Consider the following 17,444-nt stretch of genomic DNA (forward strand, 5'->3'; position numbering starts at 1 on the left):
TACGAAACTTTTTGCAGCACAATAAGTGCAACTGCAAAGTTTCGCCTCACATTAGCCCTCTTTTTAAGCTTCTGAAGTTGGGGTTATTTATGACTAAGGACTTAATTTTCAATTTTTTTACAACTCTAGGATTATACCTTGTAGCAATTAATAGAGCCATTCGTGACACCTCTGTGACATTTTTCATTAGAGTTTTTTAACTTCCATTTCTATAAACTACTACACTTTTTTACAAACGAGGGATGGCAATGGTTGAAACTATTTTAAAAAGAGATGGGACACAAAAAGAGTTTTTATCTTTTAAAATTGAAGATGCAATCAAAAAAGCATTCAAATCCCAAAACGTCACATACGATAGCACGGTTTTTTTCAATGTTCTTGATCAACTCAAAAGCAAGAGAGTTGTAGCCGTTGAAGACATCCAAGATATGATAGAAAAAGAGCTCTATAAAGCTCGCTATTTTGATGTTATGCGTTCTTTTATGATCTACCGCCATACACACAAGATGCAAAGAGACAGCATCTTAAGTGAAGATACAACTTATATCAACTCCACGCAAACCATAGAAGAGTACATTTTAGGAACAGACTGGCGTATCAAAGCCAACTCAAATACAGGCTACTCCAATGCAGGACTTGTCAACAACACGGCAGGCAAAGTCATAGCAAACTACTGGCTTGACAAGGTTTACTCCAAAGAAGAAGGGTACGCTCACCGTAACGGCGACTACCATATCCATGACCTTGACTGCTTAACCGGATACTGTGCGGGATGGAGTTTAAGAGTTCTTTTGGATGAGGGCTTTAACGGCGTGAGAGGAAGAGTTGAGAGTGACGCTCCAAGACACTTCCGTGAAGCTTTAGGGCAAATGGCAAACTTTTTGGGAATTTTACAAAGTGAATGGGCAGGTGCGCAGGCATTTAGCTCTTTTGACACATACTTGGCACCTTATGCTTTTAAAGACAAACTTCCATTTAATGACATCAAAAAAGCGATAAGAAGTTTTGTATATAATCTCAACGTACCTGCTCGTTGGGGACAGTCGCCTTTTACAAATATCACGATTGACTGGACAGTACCACAGGATCTTAAAGACCAGATTCCTACATCCAAGCAGGTGCATCTTTTTAAAAATATTCTTGATAGTGAACTAGAAGAGATGGCGAAGCAAAGAGGTGTGAACTCTTTAGAGAGCATGACGTATAAAGATTTTCAGCCTGAGATGAATCTTATCAACCGTGCATACTATGAGATTATGACTGAGGGCGACTTAACTGGACAGCCCTTTACATTCCCTATACCGACAGTAAACATCACGGAAGATTTTGACTGGTATGGTGAAAACACTGACATCTTGTTTGAAAACACGGCAAAAGTAGGCTCTTCTTACTTTCAAAACTTTATCGGCTCGCAGTATAAGCGTGACGCAAATGGCAATCTTGTTCCAAATGAAGAGGCATACAAACCTGGACATGTCCGCTCGATGTGTTGCCGTTTACAGCTTGACTTAAGAGAGCTTTTAAAGCGCGGCGGCGGGCTTTTTGGAAGTGCAGAGATGACAGGTTCTATCGGAGTTGTCACTATCAATATGGCTAGACTTGGTTTCTTGTATAAAGGCAACAAAGAGGGTCTTTACAAACGTCTTGATGAGCTTATGCTACATGCAAAATCTACACTAGAAAAGAAGCGTGTATTTATCCAAGAGATGTATGAAAGAGGTCTCTACCCTTATACAAAACGCTATTTACCTGGGTTTAGAAACCACTTCTCAACTATCGGTGTAAACGGTATCAATGAGATGATAAGAAACTTTACAAGTGACAGTTACGACATCGCCGACAAGCGTGGCGAAGAGTTTGCAATTGAGCTTCTTGAGTATATCAGAGACAGAATGGTTCAGTTTCAAGAGGAGACAGGTAACCTCTACAACCTTGAAGCAACACCTGCAGAGGGGACAACGTACAGATTTGCAAAAGAGGACAAGAAGCGTTATGGCGGCTCTATCATCCAAGCTGGAATGGGTGACAACATCTACTATACAAACTCTTCTCAAATACCGGTTGATTTGACAAATGACCCGTTTGAAGCTCTTAGACTTCAAGATGATTTGCAGTGCAAATACACGGGCGGAACAGTACTTCACCTCTATATGCAGGAGAAAATCAGCTCCACAGAAGCGTGCCGCAAGCTTGTGAAAAATGTTATCACGAACTTTAGGCTTCCATACATTACAGTTACTCCACTCTTCTCGGTGTGCCCAAAACATGGCTACATCCCTGGAGAGCATGAGTACTGCCCTAAGTGTGATGAAGAGTTACTTAGTAATGTTGTTATTGCATCGTAAATCTCGAAAAACTTGTTTTTCGTAGCTTTAGGGGATTGCAAAGGACTTCAGTCCTTGCCACTTTATGGGCTTTGCTCATAAAGTGCGTAACATCAAATTTAAAAAGGAGGTGAAAAAATGAGTAAGAATGAAGCTTTAGCTATGTTAAAAGACAAAAGACAAAAGTGTACGGTTTACACAAGAGTTATGGGTTATCATAGACCTGTTGAGAGTTTTAATGTAGGGAAAACTGGTGAGCACAAACAGAGAAAACAATTCACTGAGTGCTAAGGTAATCTACGATTTAACAACGTTCACCCACGTGGACTATCCAGACCACCTATCGTGTATAGTGTGGTTTAGTGGGTGCAATATGCGCTGCGACTACTGCTACAACAAAGATATAGTTTTTGCCAAAGACGGTAAGTACAGCTATGACGATATCCTCGATTTTTTAAAAACCAGAGTCGGCTTGCTTGAAGCAGTTGTTTTATCCGGCGGCGAAGCTACTTCACACGAACTGCTACCATTTTGCCGCGAGATAAAAAAACTGGGTTTTAAAATCAAACTTGACACCAATGGCACAAACTTTTCCACTATAAAAGAGTTACTGGATGCAAATCTTTTAGACTATGTAGCACTTGACTACAAAGCCCCTAAAGATAAATTTACACAAATCACCCACTCCAACAAGTTTGACGAATTTTCCAAAACACTTGATTATCTCATAGAGACAAAAACAAACTTTGAAGCAAGAACCACACTACACGCCGATTTGTTAAATGAAGAGGATATTAACACCATCATAAAAGACCTAAAAGAGCGTGGCTACACAAACACCTACTACATCCAAGAGTTTTTAGACACCGGACTAAACATAGGCAACCTCAAAAGCCCAAAAAACAAAATCAACAAAGCACTGCTTCAAAATGATTTAGAAATCGCTTTTAGATGAGTTTACTTAAAACTATACACAAATCATCAAGTTTTCCAAGATTTAAAAGCTTTTTGTCATTTGTTATAAATGTAGCGCATTGAGCTCTTAGTCCGCTATGTAGTACTATCAAGTCTTCAAAATCATCAAAAACTCCATCAAAAAAACTTTTTTTAGCTAGTTGAAAATCGTTATGATTTAGATAAAGAGGAGTTATTTCAGCACAAAGTGCATCGATTGCCTCGATAACCAATTTTACGTCAAGTTTTCTTTTTTGGGTCAAATGGTAGTAAATCGTAGTGATGAAATCACCTGAAAAACAGAACTCTTTATCTGTGCTGTCTTTATTTTGCATATACCAATCTATGGAGTTTTTTGAGGTGTTTCTTGTAGAATCAAGCAAATCCAAACAAATATTTGCATCAAGAAATACTTTCATGATATCCCTTTTTTATCTGTTTAAAATCCTCATCTCCTATCTTGCCATCAAGCATACCTATAAAACTTCCCGTTCTTTTTGAGGCGATATGCTCAACAGTATCGACTAGCGTGGGATCTTTGGCGATAGCTTGAAAATAGAGATTGATAGCCTCCGTTAAGTTTTTATGCTTTTGCTTTAAAACATCTGTGGCTTTATCAACGATGTCACCATCCAACAGAAAGTTTTTTCTCACTCGCATTGCATTCATGGGTTGCCTTTTGTATGTATTTTATTTATACATACAAGTATAACACATAAACATCTAAAAGCTATTGCTTCATTAAATTTTTAAATTCGTACTATTTGTAGATACGATAATAATTATTTTGATAAAATATACCTATGGAAAATAAACTTAACAAAAGAGAGCGTTACAAGGCGCAACTTAGACCTATTGACTACTATAAAGATTTTGAAGACATAGATTTTGAGAGTCTTAACGAGGGAGATAGATACTATCTTCAGGATTTTGGCATCTTTAACACAAGTTTTTTGGAAGATGAATTTACTATCCGTATCCGCGTTGCCGGAGGACGCATAAGTGCGGATGATTTTCAAAAAATAGCAGATATCACACAAAAGTATAACCTTACGATTATCCTGACAGCAAGAGGCGGCTTGCAGCTTCACGGCGTTTGTGCGGAGGATGTTTTAGAGATTCATCAGAGCATCAATGCTTTGGGTGTTACGACATGGCAGAGTTTTGGAGACAATGTACGAAATATCGTCACGGATGCGTATGACGGATGTGGAGCATTTAGCGAGATAGAGACATATCCACTCATCATGCAGATGAATGAGCATATCATCAAAAATCCTCGCTATGTTGGGATGCTTCCACGTCGTGTTTCTGTTGGGATTTCAGGAAATAGTGCAAACATTACCTCTTTTTTTGCAAACGACCTCTATTTTGCATTGGCACAAAAAGATGGCGCTTTTGGATTTAACGTCTATATGGGCGGAAAAAACACGGAAGTGGCGCAAAATGCAGATATCTTTTTAAAAGAGGATGAAGTTGTTTCTTTTTTCAAGGCTCTTGTTGAAGCTTTTTATCTTCATGGCTCTCGCTTTTCACGTGCAAAAACCCGTATCTTTCATATGATAGAAGAGCTTGGGATGCCCACTCTTAAGGCGTATATCCAAAGTGAGTATAAAAAAGAGTTTCAAAGTGCAGGAGAGCTTGTTTTAGAAAAAGCGAAATTCTCTGAGTTTCATACGCTAAAAGATGGCACATTTGGCTTTTGCTACCAAACAGATTTCTCACGCCTTACAACTAGCGAGATAAAAGAGATAGCCTCATACGCAACACAAAACGGACTTCAAATCCGCTTTGGCATGGATCAAAACATCTATCTAATCGGGCTAAAAGAGCCATCTATCCCGCTAAAGTCAAAAGCTCTTAGCGATACTATAGTAGCATGTGCGGGCAACCTCTGCCCTTATGCCGTTTGGAGCATCAAAGATGAGACATCCTATCTTCCTCTTGCAAAGATAAATGAACACCGCATACAAGTCGGTTTTTCAGGATGTGCAAAAGGGTGTGGGCGCCATAGACATACCGATATCGGGCTTATTGGTCTTAAAACCAACAACTTTGGAGACACCGAGGGCGGGGCTAGAATCTTTATCGGGGCGCAACACTCTACGGGTGGTATAGCTGCAAGACAACTCTTCTCCATGGTACCATTTGTCTATCTTGAAGGTGTTGTTTCACTGCTTATAGAGTTTTTTGAGAGGAGCGGATGCGCTGATTTTGAAGAGTTTGCCGCAAAAGTACTAAACAACTACTCCGAAGAGTTTGTCTCTCTTTGGGTTTTGGCAAATCTTGAGACTTCAAAAAAAGCAGAACTTCCGCAAAGAGCGTCAACGACAACATTTGAAGAGGAAAAAGAGCTTTTAAGCGAGGAGTTTGCGGAGCTTGACTTTTGGGAGCATGTGGACGAGAGTTTTTTCAATGCGGTAAGTTATCTCTCTAAAAAACTCTGGACGATAGAGGGGGAAGACCCTCATTACAAACCAAAGATAGAGAGAACTAACTTTCGCTAATGAGTTGATACCCAAAGCCTTTTATATTTTTGATAAGATTCTTTGAGGTTTTTTCACGAAGGCGTTTGATGAAGGTTCGTACCCGCTCATCACTCGCTTCACTCCCCCATAAACTCTCCTTTATAGAGGTCTCATCAAGCGTTTTGTTTTTGCTCTGTAAAAGAAGTGTTAAAAATTTAATCTCATTTTTTGTTAAAGCAACATATTTGTCATTTTTATAGAGCGAATTGGTCGTTTTGTTGAAAATAAAGCACTCATTGAGCTTTACTACCCTGTTTTGGATTTTAGAGGTGATAGAGTTTATATACTCCAAAATATCCTCTGCATGGTATGGCTTTAAAAAATATTTGCTCACTCCGGCATCTATAGCACCAAAGAGTTTCTCTTTTTCGCTAAATGCGCTCAGTACGATTATTGGGATGCTTGTATTTACCTCTCGTATCTCTTTTGCCATCTCCAGCCCAGTCTTATGTGGCATCATGATATCCGTGATTACGATATCGGGTTTGATTTTTCTAAACAGCTCCATCCCCTCCACACCGTCTTTTGCGATAGTAAAACTGTGAAAACTGTCTCCTATCGCCTCTTTTAAAAGCCTTGCAAGGCTCTCTTCATCTTCAACAAGGAGGATTTTAAGCTCTTTTAATGTTCTCTTCTTCATCTCTATCCAATGGAATTTTTATGCTAAATATACTACTTTTTTTACTACTTTTCACATCAAGCGTGCCGCCAAGCCCCTGTTCGCAAATCATCCGTGACATAAAAAGCCCAAGCCCTGTGCCTCTGCTTTTGTGCTTTGTAGTAAAGTAGGGCTCAAAAATCTTCTCGATATTCTCTTTTGTGATGCCCCCTGCATTGTCTGCCACCTCAACAACCACAAAAGCACCGCTTTTTTTTACTCGCACCACAATCTCTCTCAAAAGAATACTGTTGTGATTAAAAGCATCTTTAGCATTGTTAACAAGGTTGATTATGACCTGCGTAAGCTCATTGGAGATTCCAAGTGCGTAAGCGTCTTGAAGCTCTCTTTTGACTGTTATCATCTCCTCTGCCAAAACACTCTCTAAAAGAGTAAGTGCCTCCTCGGCGCTATCTTTGACGTTAAAGCGATGTTTTTGCTTATTTGGAGAGAAGAAATTTGCAAAATCATCTATTGTTTGAGACATATTTTGTATGGTATGTTTGCTCTCGTCATAAAATCTTGAAAAATCATCACTATTTTGGGCAACAACCGCCTTTTTCATATTGAAAAGCGTAAGGCTAAGCTCTGTTAATGGCTGTCTCCACTGATGGGCAATGTTAGCGAGCATCTGCCCCAAACTTGCGTGACGTGACTGCCAAAACATCACACGCTGTTTTTGCTCATTTTTTGCCACCTCATCATTTATACGCTTTTGGAGATTTTCATTGAGCGCAACAAGCTCTCGTGTCTGCTCCTCCACCCTCTTCTCAAGATTTCGATTAAGCTCCTCATACGCCGCCTCTTTTTGCAAAAGTTCTTCTCGCAAAAGCAGCTCTTTTGTCACGTCATAGCGAATCGCCACATACTCAACTATATTTTTTTCCTCATCAAGAATGGGTATGATAGTCGTGTTGACATAAAATGTAGAGCCGTCTTTGGCAAGATTTTTTACCGTATCTTTATATACTTTTCTTTGGCTTATCATAGCCCAAAGAAGCTCAAACTTCTCTTGAGGCACATCCGGATGGCGTACGATGTTGTGGTTTTTTCCAAGCAGCTCTTCTTGTGTATAGCCGCTTATCTTGCAAAACTCATCATTGGCAAAAGTGATAATCCCGTTGGCATCCGTCTTAGAGATAATATTGCTATTTTCGATAGCTTCTTTGTACTGTTTAAGCATAGAGACTTTTGCCAAAACACTCTCTTTGGATGCAAGGGATGAATTTTTTATCATTTTTTACTATCCTCAAGATTAATTATTTTTAAACTTACCAAAGAGAGTCCAAACTCTCTCTCATCGCTCCCCTCCATTTTCTCTTTTAAAACAAATGGTTTTGGCGGAATTATCTCTATCGTATTTGCTTTATTTTCATTTTCAAAAGATAGCAGATACTTTCTAGGCTCTTTGTGTTGCGGCGTAAACTCTTGTATGTTCCCACCAACCACAACTTTGACAACATTTCCGATGTTTTCCCCATAAGCTCCACAAATAAGCTCAACTCTAAATTTTTTAGGAAGCTGCTCCACAAATGTAAGAATCGCGCTTGGATGGAGCCGTGCATCTGTCCATCGTCCAAACTTCTCCGCATACGAGACACCCTCTATATTTTTCAAAAAGTTTGGATACCCCTCTTTTTTAAATACTATTGCATCTTTTATGGAAGCTGGGTAACTTACTCCATTTGCTTTAACCATATTTATCTTTTCTAATACCTTGTTTATATCATATATCTGAGTCAAATCTTCGCTCTCATCGCCAATTTTATACTCTCTCAAAGGGTTTATGCCTTGAACTTGATAATATTGTCCTACCACACCCTCTGCAACACAATACTTCTTTGGGATATCTGCATCAAAAATATAATTAAGTCTCTCACATCTATCTATCCACAAAAACTTCTCATTTTCCTGAAAATGTTCCAACTGTTCATAAAGCTTCCAAGCACGATTAAACTCAAAATATGGCTCTACACTATTTTGCAAAATCTTAAACAAAACAGGAAGTCTGTAGTGGTTTTCTCCTACATACACGGACATCTTTTTTAAATCAGTTCTAAAATAGTCTGCCATCTTTGGAAACTTCCAAAAACTCACTATATCCTCTCGCCACTGGTTCAACCGCTTGCCAAAATCCTCAAACATGCCATAAATGGACTCTTTTTCCATTAGATTTCTGCCTAAACCCAAATCTGTATGGATGTTGAGAAAAGAGAGTACCGTTGGGGCGACATCAAAAGGAGTTCCTACCTTCTCCTCTGCCACGTATGCGCTACTCTGCGGGTCAAAGACAAGGAAGAGATTGCGTCTATTTTGTGCTTTGTCCAACTTCTCTTTAGCCGTATTTCTCATCGCCAAATGATCTGAAACCACAACTACAATTGTATCTTTACCATACTTTGACTCTTGTACTTTTTTTATAAAACCAGCGATTAAAAAGTCTGCACATTTTACTGTATTTAGAATCTTGTTAGAACCGTCCATATATAAGTTTTTATTACATGAAGCGGAGAGATGCCCATTTGGATGGTGCGTATCTAGCGTGTGCAAAAAGAGTGCAAACTTATCTTTAGAGGATGAGAGATGTTCAAACTCTTTGTATGCCAACTCAAGAAGCGTATCGTCATATAAGCCCCATCCATTGATGTATCTTTTGTTCTTTACCCGCTTTAGCAGCTTCTCTTTTCCCTCAACACTATCAAAACCATGCGTCTTATAAAATTTATCCATGCCTGAGAATTGGACACTGCTGCCTTGCATCATGCTAAGATAGTAGTTCTCTTTTTTGAGCATGTCTCCTATGCAGAGAGCTTTTGGGTAAAACTTATCTACCCCCTCCATTGAGTTGCCTCCGGATGTCGTAAAGAGCGGGATAGCACACTGAGTGGCGGTAGTACCTGCTATGGTGTAGTCTGTACCATTTGTCTGGACGATATTTGTAAATTCAAGAGCGTTCTTATCTTGGATAAGCCGGCTCATATTTGGCATCAAATCTCCAAATATCTCTTTATCAAAGTATGTTCTCTCCACACTCTCCGCATAGATGAAGACTATATTTTTCTTGCGTAGTGTCCCGTTAAAATCAGAGGGAAACTTGTAGTACTCATAAAAGTCATCTGCTTGCTGAATTGTGACGGAAAAGATGAGATTTTTTATGTTGTGCATAGCAGGGTGTATCAAAAATGCTAAAATCAAAAATCCGTTATGCAAAAAGGCTTTTATCTTTTGCGGTTGCACTATAGCGACACTGCCAAGATGGCGGTAGTAAAAAAAAGCCGCCACAAAAAGAGCGACAAAAGCGACAAAAGCAACAGCGATAAGTAGCAGATACTCGCCAAATCCGGCATCACCTACTCCTAAGTTGAGCGTTGCAATGACTGTTTCATTGATTCCGGCACCCGTAAAATAGTTGGCAACAAAATAGGCAATAGTTAAAAAACCATATAAAAAAAAGAGAGACGCATCAAAGAGAACTCTTTTTGAATCTCTTGCCTTATACCTTGTAGTTACGACGGCAAAGAGAAAGAAAAAAATGGATAAAAAGATAATGTTCATCTATTATTTTAACTCACTCCAATTGTCTCCGATGTTAAGGCTAGCTTTGAGCGGAATGTTGAGCGGCATAATGCTTTGCATAATCTCTTGAAATCTCTTCCCTAAAGCCTCTGCTTCATCCTCATTTGCTTCAAATATCAACTCATCGTGAATCTGCAAAAGCATTTTGGCATCAAGCCCCTCATCATCTATCGCCTTTTGAATTTTGTTCATACTAAGCTTGATAAGATCACTTGCACTCCCCTGAAAAAGGCTGTTAACCGCTTCTCTCTCGTATGCGGCTTTAAACATCGGCGAAGCGTTTGCATAGTCAAAGTAGCGTCTGCGTCCAAGAAGTGTGGCAACATATCCCACCTCTTTTGAAAAATCAACAACAGAGCGGAAGTAGGTTTTTACAGTCGGGAAAGCCGCAAAATACTTCTCAATAATCTCTTTTGCCTCTTTTGTCGTGATGCCAAGCGTCTCTGATAGTTTTTTTTGTCCCATGCCATAAAGCAGTCCGAAATTGACCGTTTTTGCGATGTTTCTCTTAGATGCCGCCTCTGCTTCGCCAAAAAGAGCGATGGCTGTTTGCATATGGATATCTTTATCTGCCACAAACGCATCCACGAGTACGCGGTCTTGTGTGAAGTGCGCAAGAAGTCTAAGCTCTATCTGCGAGTAGTCTATACCGATGAGTTTTTTGCCCTTGCCTGCCACAAATGCTTCTCGTATCCTAGTGCCGAGCTTTGTTCTTGTAGGAATGTTTTGCAAGTTTGGATTTTTAGAACTCAGTCGTCCCGTAGTCGTTCCCGTCTGCACAAAAGAGGTGTGGATACGGCTTGCCTTGTCCGCACGGCTAAGTTTTAAAAGCGGTTCAATGTAGGTTGAGTAGAGTTTATAAACCTCACGATACTCTAAAAGATATGGAATAATCTCGTGTGCATCCTGAAGTGAACTAAGCACGCCCTCATCAGTAGAGTACCCTGTTTTCGTCTTTTTACCGCTAGGCAGTCCAAGAGTTTCAAAGAGTACGCCTCCTAGCTGCTGTGTAGAGTTGATGTTAAACTCACACCCCGCCAAAGCGTATATCTTTTGTGTCAAATCTTTTAAACTCTCTTTTGCCTCTCCTAAAAAACTCTCCAAAAAGGAACCATCAACCTCGATACCCTCTTGCTCCATCTTAAGAAGCGTTTTGATAAAAGGAAACTCCACATCCCTAGCCTCTTTGATAAGATGCGACGCCTCTTGAAGCTCTAGCATCTCTAAAAAAAGATGGTAAAGTTTGCGCGTTACATAGGCATCTTCAGCCGCATATCGACACGCATCTTCAAGTGCCACACTTGCAAAAGTCTCGCCTTTTTTTACGGTATCTTTGTAGTGAAGCATCGTATGGCCAAGTAGCGCCTCGGAGAGCTTGTCAAGCGAGAGCGCACTCTCAGGATTGATAAGCCAAGCCAAAATCATAGAATCCGCAAAAATCTCCAAATCCTCTTCACCCAAAAACTTCAAAACAAAATGCAAATCAAACTTGATGTTATGCCCAACCACAAGTGAGCCAAATATCTTTCGTATCGCCTCTTTTGCCGCACGCTCTTCTATCTGCACGCCAACACCGAGGTAAAAATGAGCGATGGGAACATAGTACGCTTCACTATCGTTCAAACAGAAGCTAAAACCCACAAGAGTGTCTTTTTCATAATCTAACCCAGTCGTCTCCGTATCAAAAGCAACCACGCTATCTCTACTCAAAGTTGCCAAAACCGCATCTAGCTCTTTTGAATCAGTCAGTAGTTTTGCTTTAAAGTGAACTCCATTGCTCTTTTGAGCTTCTGCTTCCACTTTTTTAACGCTCTCTTGATGAGCTTCTGGAGTAACAACATTTTTTGCCTGAAGTGTTCTTAAGATAGCATTTTGCTCATACTTTACAAGTTCATCGTAGATATTTAAAAAAGGGTTCTCAATATCCATCTTGTACTCTTCAAAATCAAAACTCTCAAGCACATTATCACGAAGCGTCACAAGCTCTTTGGACATATAGGCAACATCTTTTGACTCCAAAAGCTTTTTTTGCAAAGCGGCAGGTTTGACGCTATCTATATTTGCGTATATGGCATCCAAGCTTCCATACTCTGCTAAAAGCTTCTGCGCTCCGACCTTTCCTATACCTTTGACACCAGGAATATTGTCCGCACTATCACCCAAAATAGCCTGATAATCGATAAACTGTTTTGGATGGATACCATACTTCTCAAAACAAGCATTCTCATCCATCGTCTGTTTTTTGATGGCATCGACCAAAACAACTTTGCCATCGTCTATAAGCTGAAAAAGGTCTTTGTCATGAGAGACTACACGCACGTCATAGCCTCTCTCTTTTGCAAAACGCACAACCGTTGCTATCATATCATCGGCTTCATAACCAACTTGACCTAGTGTTTTGTACCCCATCTTGTCTATCCACTCGATGGCGATGGGAAGCTGCATAATAAGCTCGGCGGGTGGAGGAGTTCTATGCGCCTTATAGTTTGGGTCTATCTGGGAGCGAAAACTCTCCCCTTTCGTGTCGATAGCAAAAATGAGATAGTCGCTCTCATGCTGTTTTTGAAGCGAGGAGATAAAGTTTGTAAAACCAGTCAAAAGCCCTGTAGGAAAGCCATCTTTGTTTTTAAGGTGTTGAGGCAGTGCATAAAAACTGCGAAAGAAAAAACCAAAGGTATCGATAATAGTAACTGTTTTATTCATTACTACGCTGATTGCATGATGTTGTTGATAGATTCTTCTAAAAGCTCTACTCTATAACCCGCATCCTGTGCTATTTTAAGCCCAAAATTGATGGACATCTCAGAAAAAGGCTTGTTGATAGAGACGATTGTTTTAACAATTTTAAGAGCCGTTGCAAACTCTCTTACCTCTTCAGGAGCATAAGATGGTGTATCAGAGTATTTAATCATCTCAATAAACTCTTCATCAAAACCCCAGTGTTTAAAAACAAGTGCCGTTACTTCGCCACATGTTGCATTTACGTACGCCTTTTCCACCATTGCCAGATTATTAGAGTTTTCTACTTCACTTGCAAAACTAATCGCCTCATCATTTTGAATAACTTCACTTGCGATGAGTATCTTTCCAGTCTCTTGCAAAAATGCTGCCAAATAGAGCTTCTCAGCTTTTTGTCTATTGATTTTTTTGTACCAATCAAGAATGAGAGCAGCTTGCAGCGAAGAGATACGAGCAAACTCATCCGATGTCACTCTGTATGGCTGCATATCGACGTTAAGGAGTTTTCGTATGGAGTTTCCTATGGCGATTGAGCGTGTCATGCTCATCCCAAAAAGAGAGACTGCCTGTGCCGCATTTTTGATTTCACGACCAAAACCGTAAAGCGGAGAGTTTGCGATTTTTAAGATATTTGCAACAATCATAGGGTCATGCTCAATCGCATTTCCCATATCTTTGATAGTCGAGTTTTCATCAGCATAAATTTGGTTGATTTTTACAATTGTCGAAGAGAGCGGAGGAAGCGCTTTAATGTTGTCAATGATAGAACTTTTCAAAGGAGACACCTCTTTTTTTCTAATCATTATAACAAACTATATATTAAAACTATTTACTGTGACACTCACTCAATGTTTTATCGGCTCTTGCTAGAAAGTCATACCCGTTGTAAATCGTATATATCCCATAAAGCACAACGGCAAAAGAGGAGAGGCTTACCATCATGTTTCTAAAACTTGTAGCGCGTGAGAGCGAAGCTAAAAACCCAAGTCCAAACATGGCAGGGATAGTACTTAGACCAAACACCATCATAACCAGTGCGCCATAAAACGGACTTGCCGTACTTGCGGCAGTTATGGCAAAAAAATAGACAAATCCGCATGGTAAAAGACCATTGAGCATGCCAAGAGTGAAAAAACTCATATTTGATTTGGAGTGTAAAACACGTTTAAAGAGATTTTTATAGGTGTTTGAAAATGAAAAAGAGTGTTCTATAAGCGTTAAAAATTTTATCTTCCCCATTAGTGAAAGCCCCGCTAAAACCATAGCAACACCGGCTATAAGAAGCAGCACACCGTTTGCAGTGTTGCTAAAAGTAACGACACCACCAAGCGCACCAAAAATAGCCCCAAGTATGGTATATGTAAAAACTCTGCCAAATGAGTAGAGCAGATGTGCGACACTTTGTGAAATTTTGGAACTCTCCGGGTCGATTTTTATAGTCGAGTATGCCAAAACAATCCCGCCACACATCCCTATGCAGTGCCCAAAAGAGCCCAAAAATGCGATAGTGACGATGGTTAAAAGATTGACTGTTTCCAAATTTTCTACTCTTTAGCTAACTGTTTTTTTATAAGCGGATTGCGCAACGTCTCGCCACGCAGAACTCTAAGACGCATTGTAGCAAAATCTATATGCCCATCGCTCTTTTTTTTGTACGCTCCAAACCCATACCCCATCGGAGTATCGTCACTTACCGAGTAAAATGCCTCTCTTGCATCTATCCACTCTTTTGTGTCTCTGCTCATCACCCAGACTTTTGCGCTCTCTTGAAACTCTTTGCTCTCAAGCCATTTTATCATACCGCCATGGTCATGAAAAAACCAGCTTTTTCCGCTTTTGCTTATCACTTGAGAGGCATCTTTTAACTCATCGATTACCATACCGCAATCGCTATCTTGAAAAAGACCAGCTTGCATCTGAATCGGGAGCTGTTTTACGTTTCCCTCTTGAACGACAATCATTCTCTTTGAAGATGCCAAAAAAAGAAAGATAGATAAAAGCAACAACGCAAAAACAAAGACAAAAAATAATGAGGCAATTTTTTTCATAACAACTCGCAATCTTAAATTAAATTGAATTTTACACCCTTTTTGTTACATTTGTGTTAGTTTCTTCTTTTCTTCCCTTTGCCCAAATCATCATAGACCATAAATCGCTCAACATCTTTTTTGAACTCTTCGCTCAAACCATCCCAAATCTTTTTTTTACGTTCATAGCGACCAAAATCTTCTGTTTTACTCTTCTGTATATCACGAACAAGATAGTGATACCGCACCAACTTTTTCGTATAAGAGCTTATAAACTTCCAATCTTTGATGATTTGATAGCTTCTCTCTTCATGATCCGTAAAGCTATATTCGTCAAATTCTCTATCCTCTTCATCTTTTTGAAATGCACAAAATGGCTTGCCTATATCGTGCAACAACCCTGCCGTCAAAAAACGGAACTCTCTTGCTCTTAAGATATGATAAACAACACGAAGTGTATGGAACAAAACCCCGTGCTGATGCCACTTGTTTTGTACAAAAAAGAGCGACTTTAAAAAAGGTATTGAAAAGAGTGGATTGTTGGTTTCATTCATAGTTTCTCTTTTGCCATAGGGTGACAAGCCTCAATGGTCTCTTTTAAGTCCTGCTTTTGTATGTGGGTGTATATTTGAGTAGTTAGAAGTGAAGCGTGCCCCAAAAGCTCCTGAACAACACGTAAGTCAGCGCCCCCTGCGATAAGCGACGTTGCATAAGAGTGACGTAGTACATGGGGTGAGACACCGAGATACTTTTGTGTTATCTTATAGGCGAAGATGCGGCTTAGTCGCTCGCCTTTATAGTTTTGCCACACAAATGGTTTTTCATTTCTTGCCTCGTTTAGGTACGCATCAATCGCTTTTTTTGCAACTGAGGCGATTGGAACAATGCGCTCTTTTTCACCCTTTGCATGCCTGATATGGAGCCACTCACCCTCGATATCTCCTCTTTGCAGAGCCAAACACTCACTTATCCTCGCTCCCGTTGCATACAAAAAAAGTATCAGCGCATAGTCACGAAGACCGATAACAGAGCTTCTATCTATGAGAGCAAGCGCGTTTTGTATCTGCGCAAATGGGAGAAATTTTGGGAGGAGTTTAGGAATTTTTGAAAATTTGAGCTTTGTTTTCTCCTCTACAAATTGGCTTTTATAGCAAAAATCAAAAAAAGCATTGATGGAGGAGAGTTTACGGTTGAGGGTTCTTTTGTTTTTATATCTGCCCAAAAGCTCAAAAAGAGCGTTTGTGTCGAGTTTGATAAGAGGTCTTTGCAGTGCATCTTCTAAAGCTATAAGGTCACTTTTGTATGCACTGACACTTTTCTTGCCAAGAGCTCTTATAACTGTTATATACTCTATAAAAGCTTCAAGCTCTTTGGACATTATACCAAATGCCATTAACTAGTTATACGCTAAACGATTGTATTGTATGTCAATGCGAGGCGCAAATTTGCAGGAACTACTAGTAGTTTCAAGAAGTTGCAACGAAACAGTGGCGTACAATACAATCGCCCTTCGGGTAAAAGAGAAGCTATCATCTACTTCGTTGTATCTTTTTGGATTAACCAGTTAGTCCTGCAAAGATACGCCTCATAGCTAATAGCTTCTCTTTTATTTATCGTATAACTAGTTAATGGCATTTGGTATTACTTCTCTACTGAAATATACTCATCATGAACAAAAAAGATTTTATCATCGATATAAACATACCCATCTTCGACATCCGCTTCATAGACACTGTATGATGACAAATCTTTTGGCATCTCTATCAAATACCCCTCTTTTTCTAAGGCATAAAGCTTATCGCCGCTTACAACAAGACCTAAGAAGTGTGCAAATGGAAACTTTAACTTCGCATTTTGTTTCAAATCAGAGGTTAAAGAGAGTATCTCTCCCTGTTTTGTAGCAACGTAGAGAGTCTTATCATCTGCAATAACCCCTCGTATATCGTAAGGAGCACGTGCCTCTTCTTGTGAAAGAGAGAGGATCTTGTGCGCCGTTGCTGCAATAATTTTATTATCTACAAGACTAAAATAGATTACGTTGTTAAAATGCTCTTCACTGCTTACTATAATCGTGCGCAATCTCTTTTTTGTCTGTGTGTTGACAATGACAACTTTTCCATCCAGTGTTGCAAAAATCACCAAATCATCCCTAAAATAGGGTTTTACTAATTTTGAATTGACTACGATTGGAGGATTGCCCTGCTCTTTTAAAAGCAGTGTTTTAGATGCAAGTGAGTAGAGCACCATCTCATTATCTGCAAACAAAACAGCAAGCATGTCGCCGTTGACGCTTGCGGTAGCAACTGTTTTTTTAAGGTTCAATCTCTCTACTTTTTTGCCCTGAGTACTTTGCAAAGTTATATTGCCATCAATGTTGGAGCTTAAAACCCATCCATCGCTAAAGCCTAAGAGTTTTTCATCTTCTGCAATAGTAATATCGAGAACTTTGCCACCAGCAAGAACTTTTCTTTGATCTACTAAGGCAGCATCTTGTGAAACAGCATTGATAACAACATCGCTATTTCCACTGTTTTTCCAGTTATCAACAACTTTTACAGGCTTGTAAACCTCTTTGGAGCTACACGCACTCAAAAAAATGATACTAAATGATATGAGTATAAGAGATAATGTTTTCAAA

The 17,444-nt window shown here is 39.6% G+C and carries 16 protein-coding genes; 4 read left to right on the top strand and 12 right to left on the bottom strand.

Features of this window, described 5'->3' with window-relative positions:
• Positions 1-248 precede the first annotated feature (248 nt).
• The 3 genes from AC6H4V_RS07280 (at position 249) to AC6H4V_RS07290 (ending at position 3,279) form a co-directional block, all read left to right on the top strand.
• Positions 249-2,345 carry a ribonucleoside triphosphate reductase gene (locus AC6H4V_RS07280; RefSeq protein ID WP_497606315.1) on the top strand — a complete coding sequence of 699 codons (2,097 nt, stop codon included), beginning with the start codon at positions 249-251 and terminating at the stop codon, positions 2,343-2,345.
• Between the two features lie 117 nt (positions 2,346-2,462).
• Positions 2,463-2,615: an anaerobic ribonucleoside-triphosphate reductase gene (nrdD, locus tag AC6H4V_RS07285; RefSeq protein WP_497606316.1), complete on the top strand. Its 153-nt coding sequence runs from the start codon at positions 2,463-2,465 to the stop codon at positions 2,613-2,615.
• A complete protein-coding gene (locus AC6H4V_RS07290) occupies positions 2,578-3,279 on the top strand; it encodes an anaerobic ribonucleoside-triphosphate reductase activating protein (protein WP_497606317.1) in 702 nt (233 codons plus the stop codon). The genes nrdD and AC6H4V_RS07290 overlap by 38 nt, the downstream gene beginning before the upstream one ends.
• Here the strand turns inward: AC6H4V_RS07290 and AC6H4V_RS07295 are convergent.
• Complete coding sequence (locus AC6H4V_RS07295) at positions 3,272-3,697, bottom strand: type II toxin-antitoxin system VapC family toxin (RefSeq protein WP_497606318.1); 426 nt, start codon at positions 3,695-3,697, stop codon at positions 3,272-3,274. The two genes, AC6H4V_RS07290 and AC6H4V_RS07295, sit on opposite strands and share 8 nt — an antisense overlap.
• Positions 3,681-3,947: a hypothetical protein gene (locus AC6H4V_RS07300; protein ID WP_428731156.1), complete on the bottom strand. Its 267-nt coding sequence runs from the start codon at positions 3,945-3,947 to the stop codon at positions 3,681-3,683. Before AC6H4V_RS07300 ends, AC6H4V_RS07295 begins: the two co-directional genes overlap by 17 nt.
• Positions 3,948-4,081: 134 nt before the next feature.
• Here AC6H4V_RS07300 and AC6H4V_RS07305 point away from each other — a divergent pair, with 134 nt between their 5' ends.
• Complete coding sequence (locus AC6H4V_RS07305) at positions 4,082-5,785, top strand: ferredoxin-like domain-containing protein (protein ID WP_497606319.1); 1,704 nt, start codon at positions 4,082-4,084, stop codon at positions 5,783-5,785.
• Here AC6H4V_RS07305 and AC6H4V_RS07310 read toward each other — a convergent pair.
• From AC6H4V_RS07310 to AC6H4V_RS07355, 10 genes are all read right to left on the bottom strand, one after another.
• Positions 5,772-6,446, bottom strand: a complete 675-nt coding sequence (locus tag AC6H4V_RS07310) for a response regulator transcription factor (RefSeq protein ID WP_497606320.1) — start codon at positions 6,444-6,446, stop codon at positions 5,772-5,774. The two genes, AC6H4V_RS07305 and AC6H4V_RS07310, sit on opposite strands and share 14 nt — an antisense overlap.
• On the bottom strand, positions 6,418-7,701 hold the full coding sequence (locus AC6H4V_RS07315) for a PAS domain-containing sensor histidine kinase (RefSeq protein ID WP_497606321.1): 1,284 nt from the start codon (positions 7,699-7,701) through the stop codon (positions 6,418-6,420). Before AC6H4V_RS07315 ends, AC6H4V_RS07310 begins: the two co-directional genes overlap by 29 nt.
• On the bottom strand, positions 7,698-10,019 hold the full coding sequence (gene opgB, locus AC6H4V_RS07320) for a phosphatidylglycerol--membrane-oligosaccharide glycerophosphotransferase (RefSeq protein ID WP_497606322.1): 2,322 nt from the start codon (positions 10,017-10,019) through the stop codon (positions 7,698-7,700). The genes AC6H4V_RS07315 and opgB overlap by 4 nt, the downstream gene beginning before the upstream one ends.
• A gap of 3 nt (positions 10,020-10,022) precedes the next feature.
• Positions 10,023-12,743 carry a DNA polymerase I gene (polA, locus tag AC6H4V_RS07325; protein WP_497606323.1) on the bottom strand — a complete coding sequence of 907 codons (2,721 nt, stop codon included), beginning with the start codon at positions 12,741-12,743 and terminating at the stop codon, positions 10,023-10,025.
• 2 nt (positions 12,744-12,745) lie between these two features.
• Entirely contained in the window at positions 12,746-13,555 is an 810-nt protein-coding gene (locus AC6H4V_RS07330; protein WP_497606324.1) for an HDOD domain-containing protein, read from the bottom strand.
• Positions 13,556-13,604: 49 nt separating this feature from the next.
• On the bottom strand, positions 13,605-14,318 hold the full coding sequence (locus tag AC6H4V_RS07335; protein WP_497606325.1) for a sulfite exporter TauE/SafE family protein: 714 nt from the start codon (positions 14,316-14,318) through the stop codon (positions 13,605-13,607).
• A 5-nt stretch (positions 14,319-14,323) separates the two neighbouring features.
• Positions 14,324-14,827, bottom strand: coding sequence for a hypothetical protein (locus AC6H4V_RS07340; protein ID WP_497606326.1), 504 nt, complete (start codon positions 14,825-14,827; stop codon positions 14,324-14,326).
• A gap of 56 nt (positions 14,828-14,883) precedes the next feature.
• Complete coding sequence (locus AC6H4V_RS07345; protein ID WP_497606327.1) at positions 14,884-15,360, bottom strand: HD domain-containing protein; 477 nt, start codon at positions 15,358-15,360, stop codon at positions 14,884-14,886.
• Positions 15,357-16,184 carry a tyrosine-type recombinase/integrase gene (locus AC6H4V_RS07350; protein WP_497607919.1) on the bottom strand — a complete coding sequence of 276 codons (828 nt, stop codon included), beginning with the start codon at positions 16,182-16,184 and terminating at the stop codon, positions 15,357-15,359. The genes AC6H4V_RS07345 and AC6H4V_RS07350 overlap by 4 nt, the downstream gene beginning before the upstream one ends.
• Before the next feature lie 263 nt (positions 16,185-16,447).
• The gene (locus tag AC6H4V_RS07355; RefSeq protein ID WP_497606328.1) at positions 16,448-17,443 is read right to left on the bottom strand and encodes an outer membrane protein assembly factor BamB family protein; all 996 of its coding nucleotides are present in this window, start codon (positions 17,441-17,443) and stop codon (positions 16,448-16,450) included.
• Position 17,444 lies beyond the last annotated feature (1 nt).

The sequence above is a fragment of the Sulfurimonas lacustris genome (assembly GCF_059705355.1).

Excerpts from the sequence above, each read along its gene's own strand:
- AC6H4V_RS07280 (WP_497606315.1), top strand. The coding sequence starts at position 249 with ATGGTTGAAACTATTTTAAAAAGAGATGGGACACAAAAAGAGTTTTTA.
- nrdD (WP_497606316.1), top strand. The coding sequence starts at position 2,463 with ATGAGTAAGAATGAAGCTTTAGCTATGTTAAAAGACAAAAGACAAAAG.
- AC6H4V_RS07295 (WP_497606318.1), bottom strand. The coding sequence starts at position 3,697 with ATGAAAGTATTTCTTGATGCAAATATTTGTTTGGATTTGCTTGATTCT.
- AC6H4V_RS07300 (WP_428731156.1), bottom strand. The coding sequence starts at position 3,947 with ATGAATGCAATGCGAGTGAGAAAAAACTTTCTGTTGGATGGTGACATC.
- AC6H4V_RS07305 (WP_497606319.1), top strand. The coding sequence starts at position 4,082 with ATGGAAAATAAACTTAACAAAAGAGAGCGTTACAAGGCGCAACTTAGA.
- AC6H4V_RS07310 (WP_497606320.1), bottom strand. The coding sequence starts at position 6,446 with ATGAAGAAGAGAACATTAAAAGAGCTTAAAATCCTCCTTGTTGAAGAT.
- AC6H4V_RS07315 (WP_497606321.1), bottom strand. The coding sequence starts at position 7,701 with ATGATAAAAAATTCATCCCTTGCATCCAAAGAGAGTGTTTTGGCAAAA.
- opgB (WP_497606322.1), bottom strand. The coding sequence starts at position 10,019 with ATGAACATTATCTTTTTATCCATTTTTTTCTTTCTCTTTGCCGTCGTA.
- polA (WP_497606323.1), bottom strand. The coding sequence starts at position 12,743 with ATGAATAAAACAGTTACTATTATCGATACCTTTGGTTTTTTCTTTCGC.
- AC6H4V_RS07340 (WP_497606326.1), bottom strand. The coding sequence starts at position 14,827 with ATGAAAAAAATTGCCTCATTATTTTTTGTCTTTGTTTTTGCGTTGTTG.
- AC6H4V_RS07345 (WP_497606327.1), bottom strand. The coding sequence starts at position 15,360 with ATGAATGAAACCAACAATCCACTCTTTTCAATACCTTTTTTAAAGTCG.
- AC6H4V_RS07350 (WP_497607919.1), bottom strand. The coding sequence starts at position 16,184 with ATGTCCAAAGAGCTTGAAGCTTTTATAGAGTATATAACAGTTATAAGA.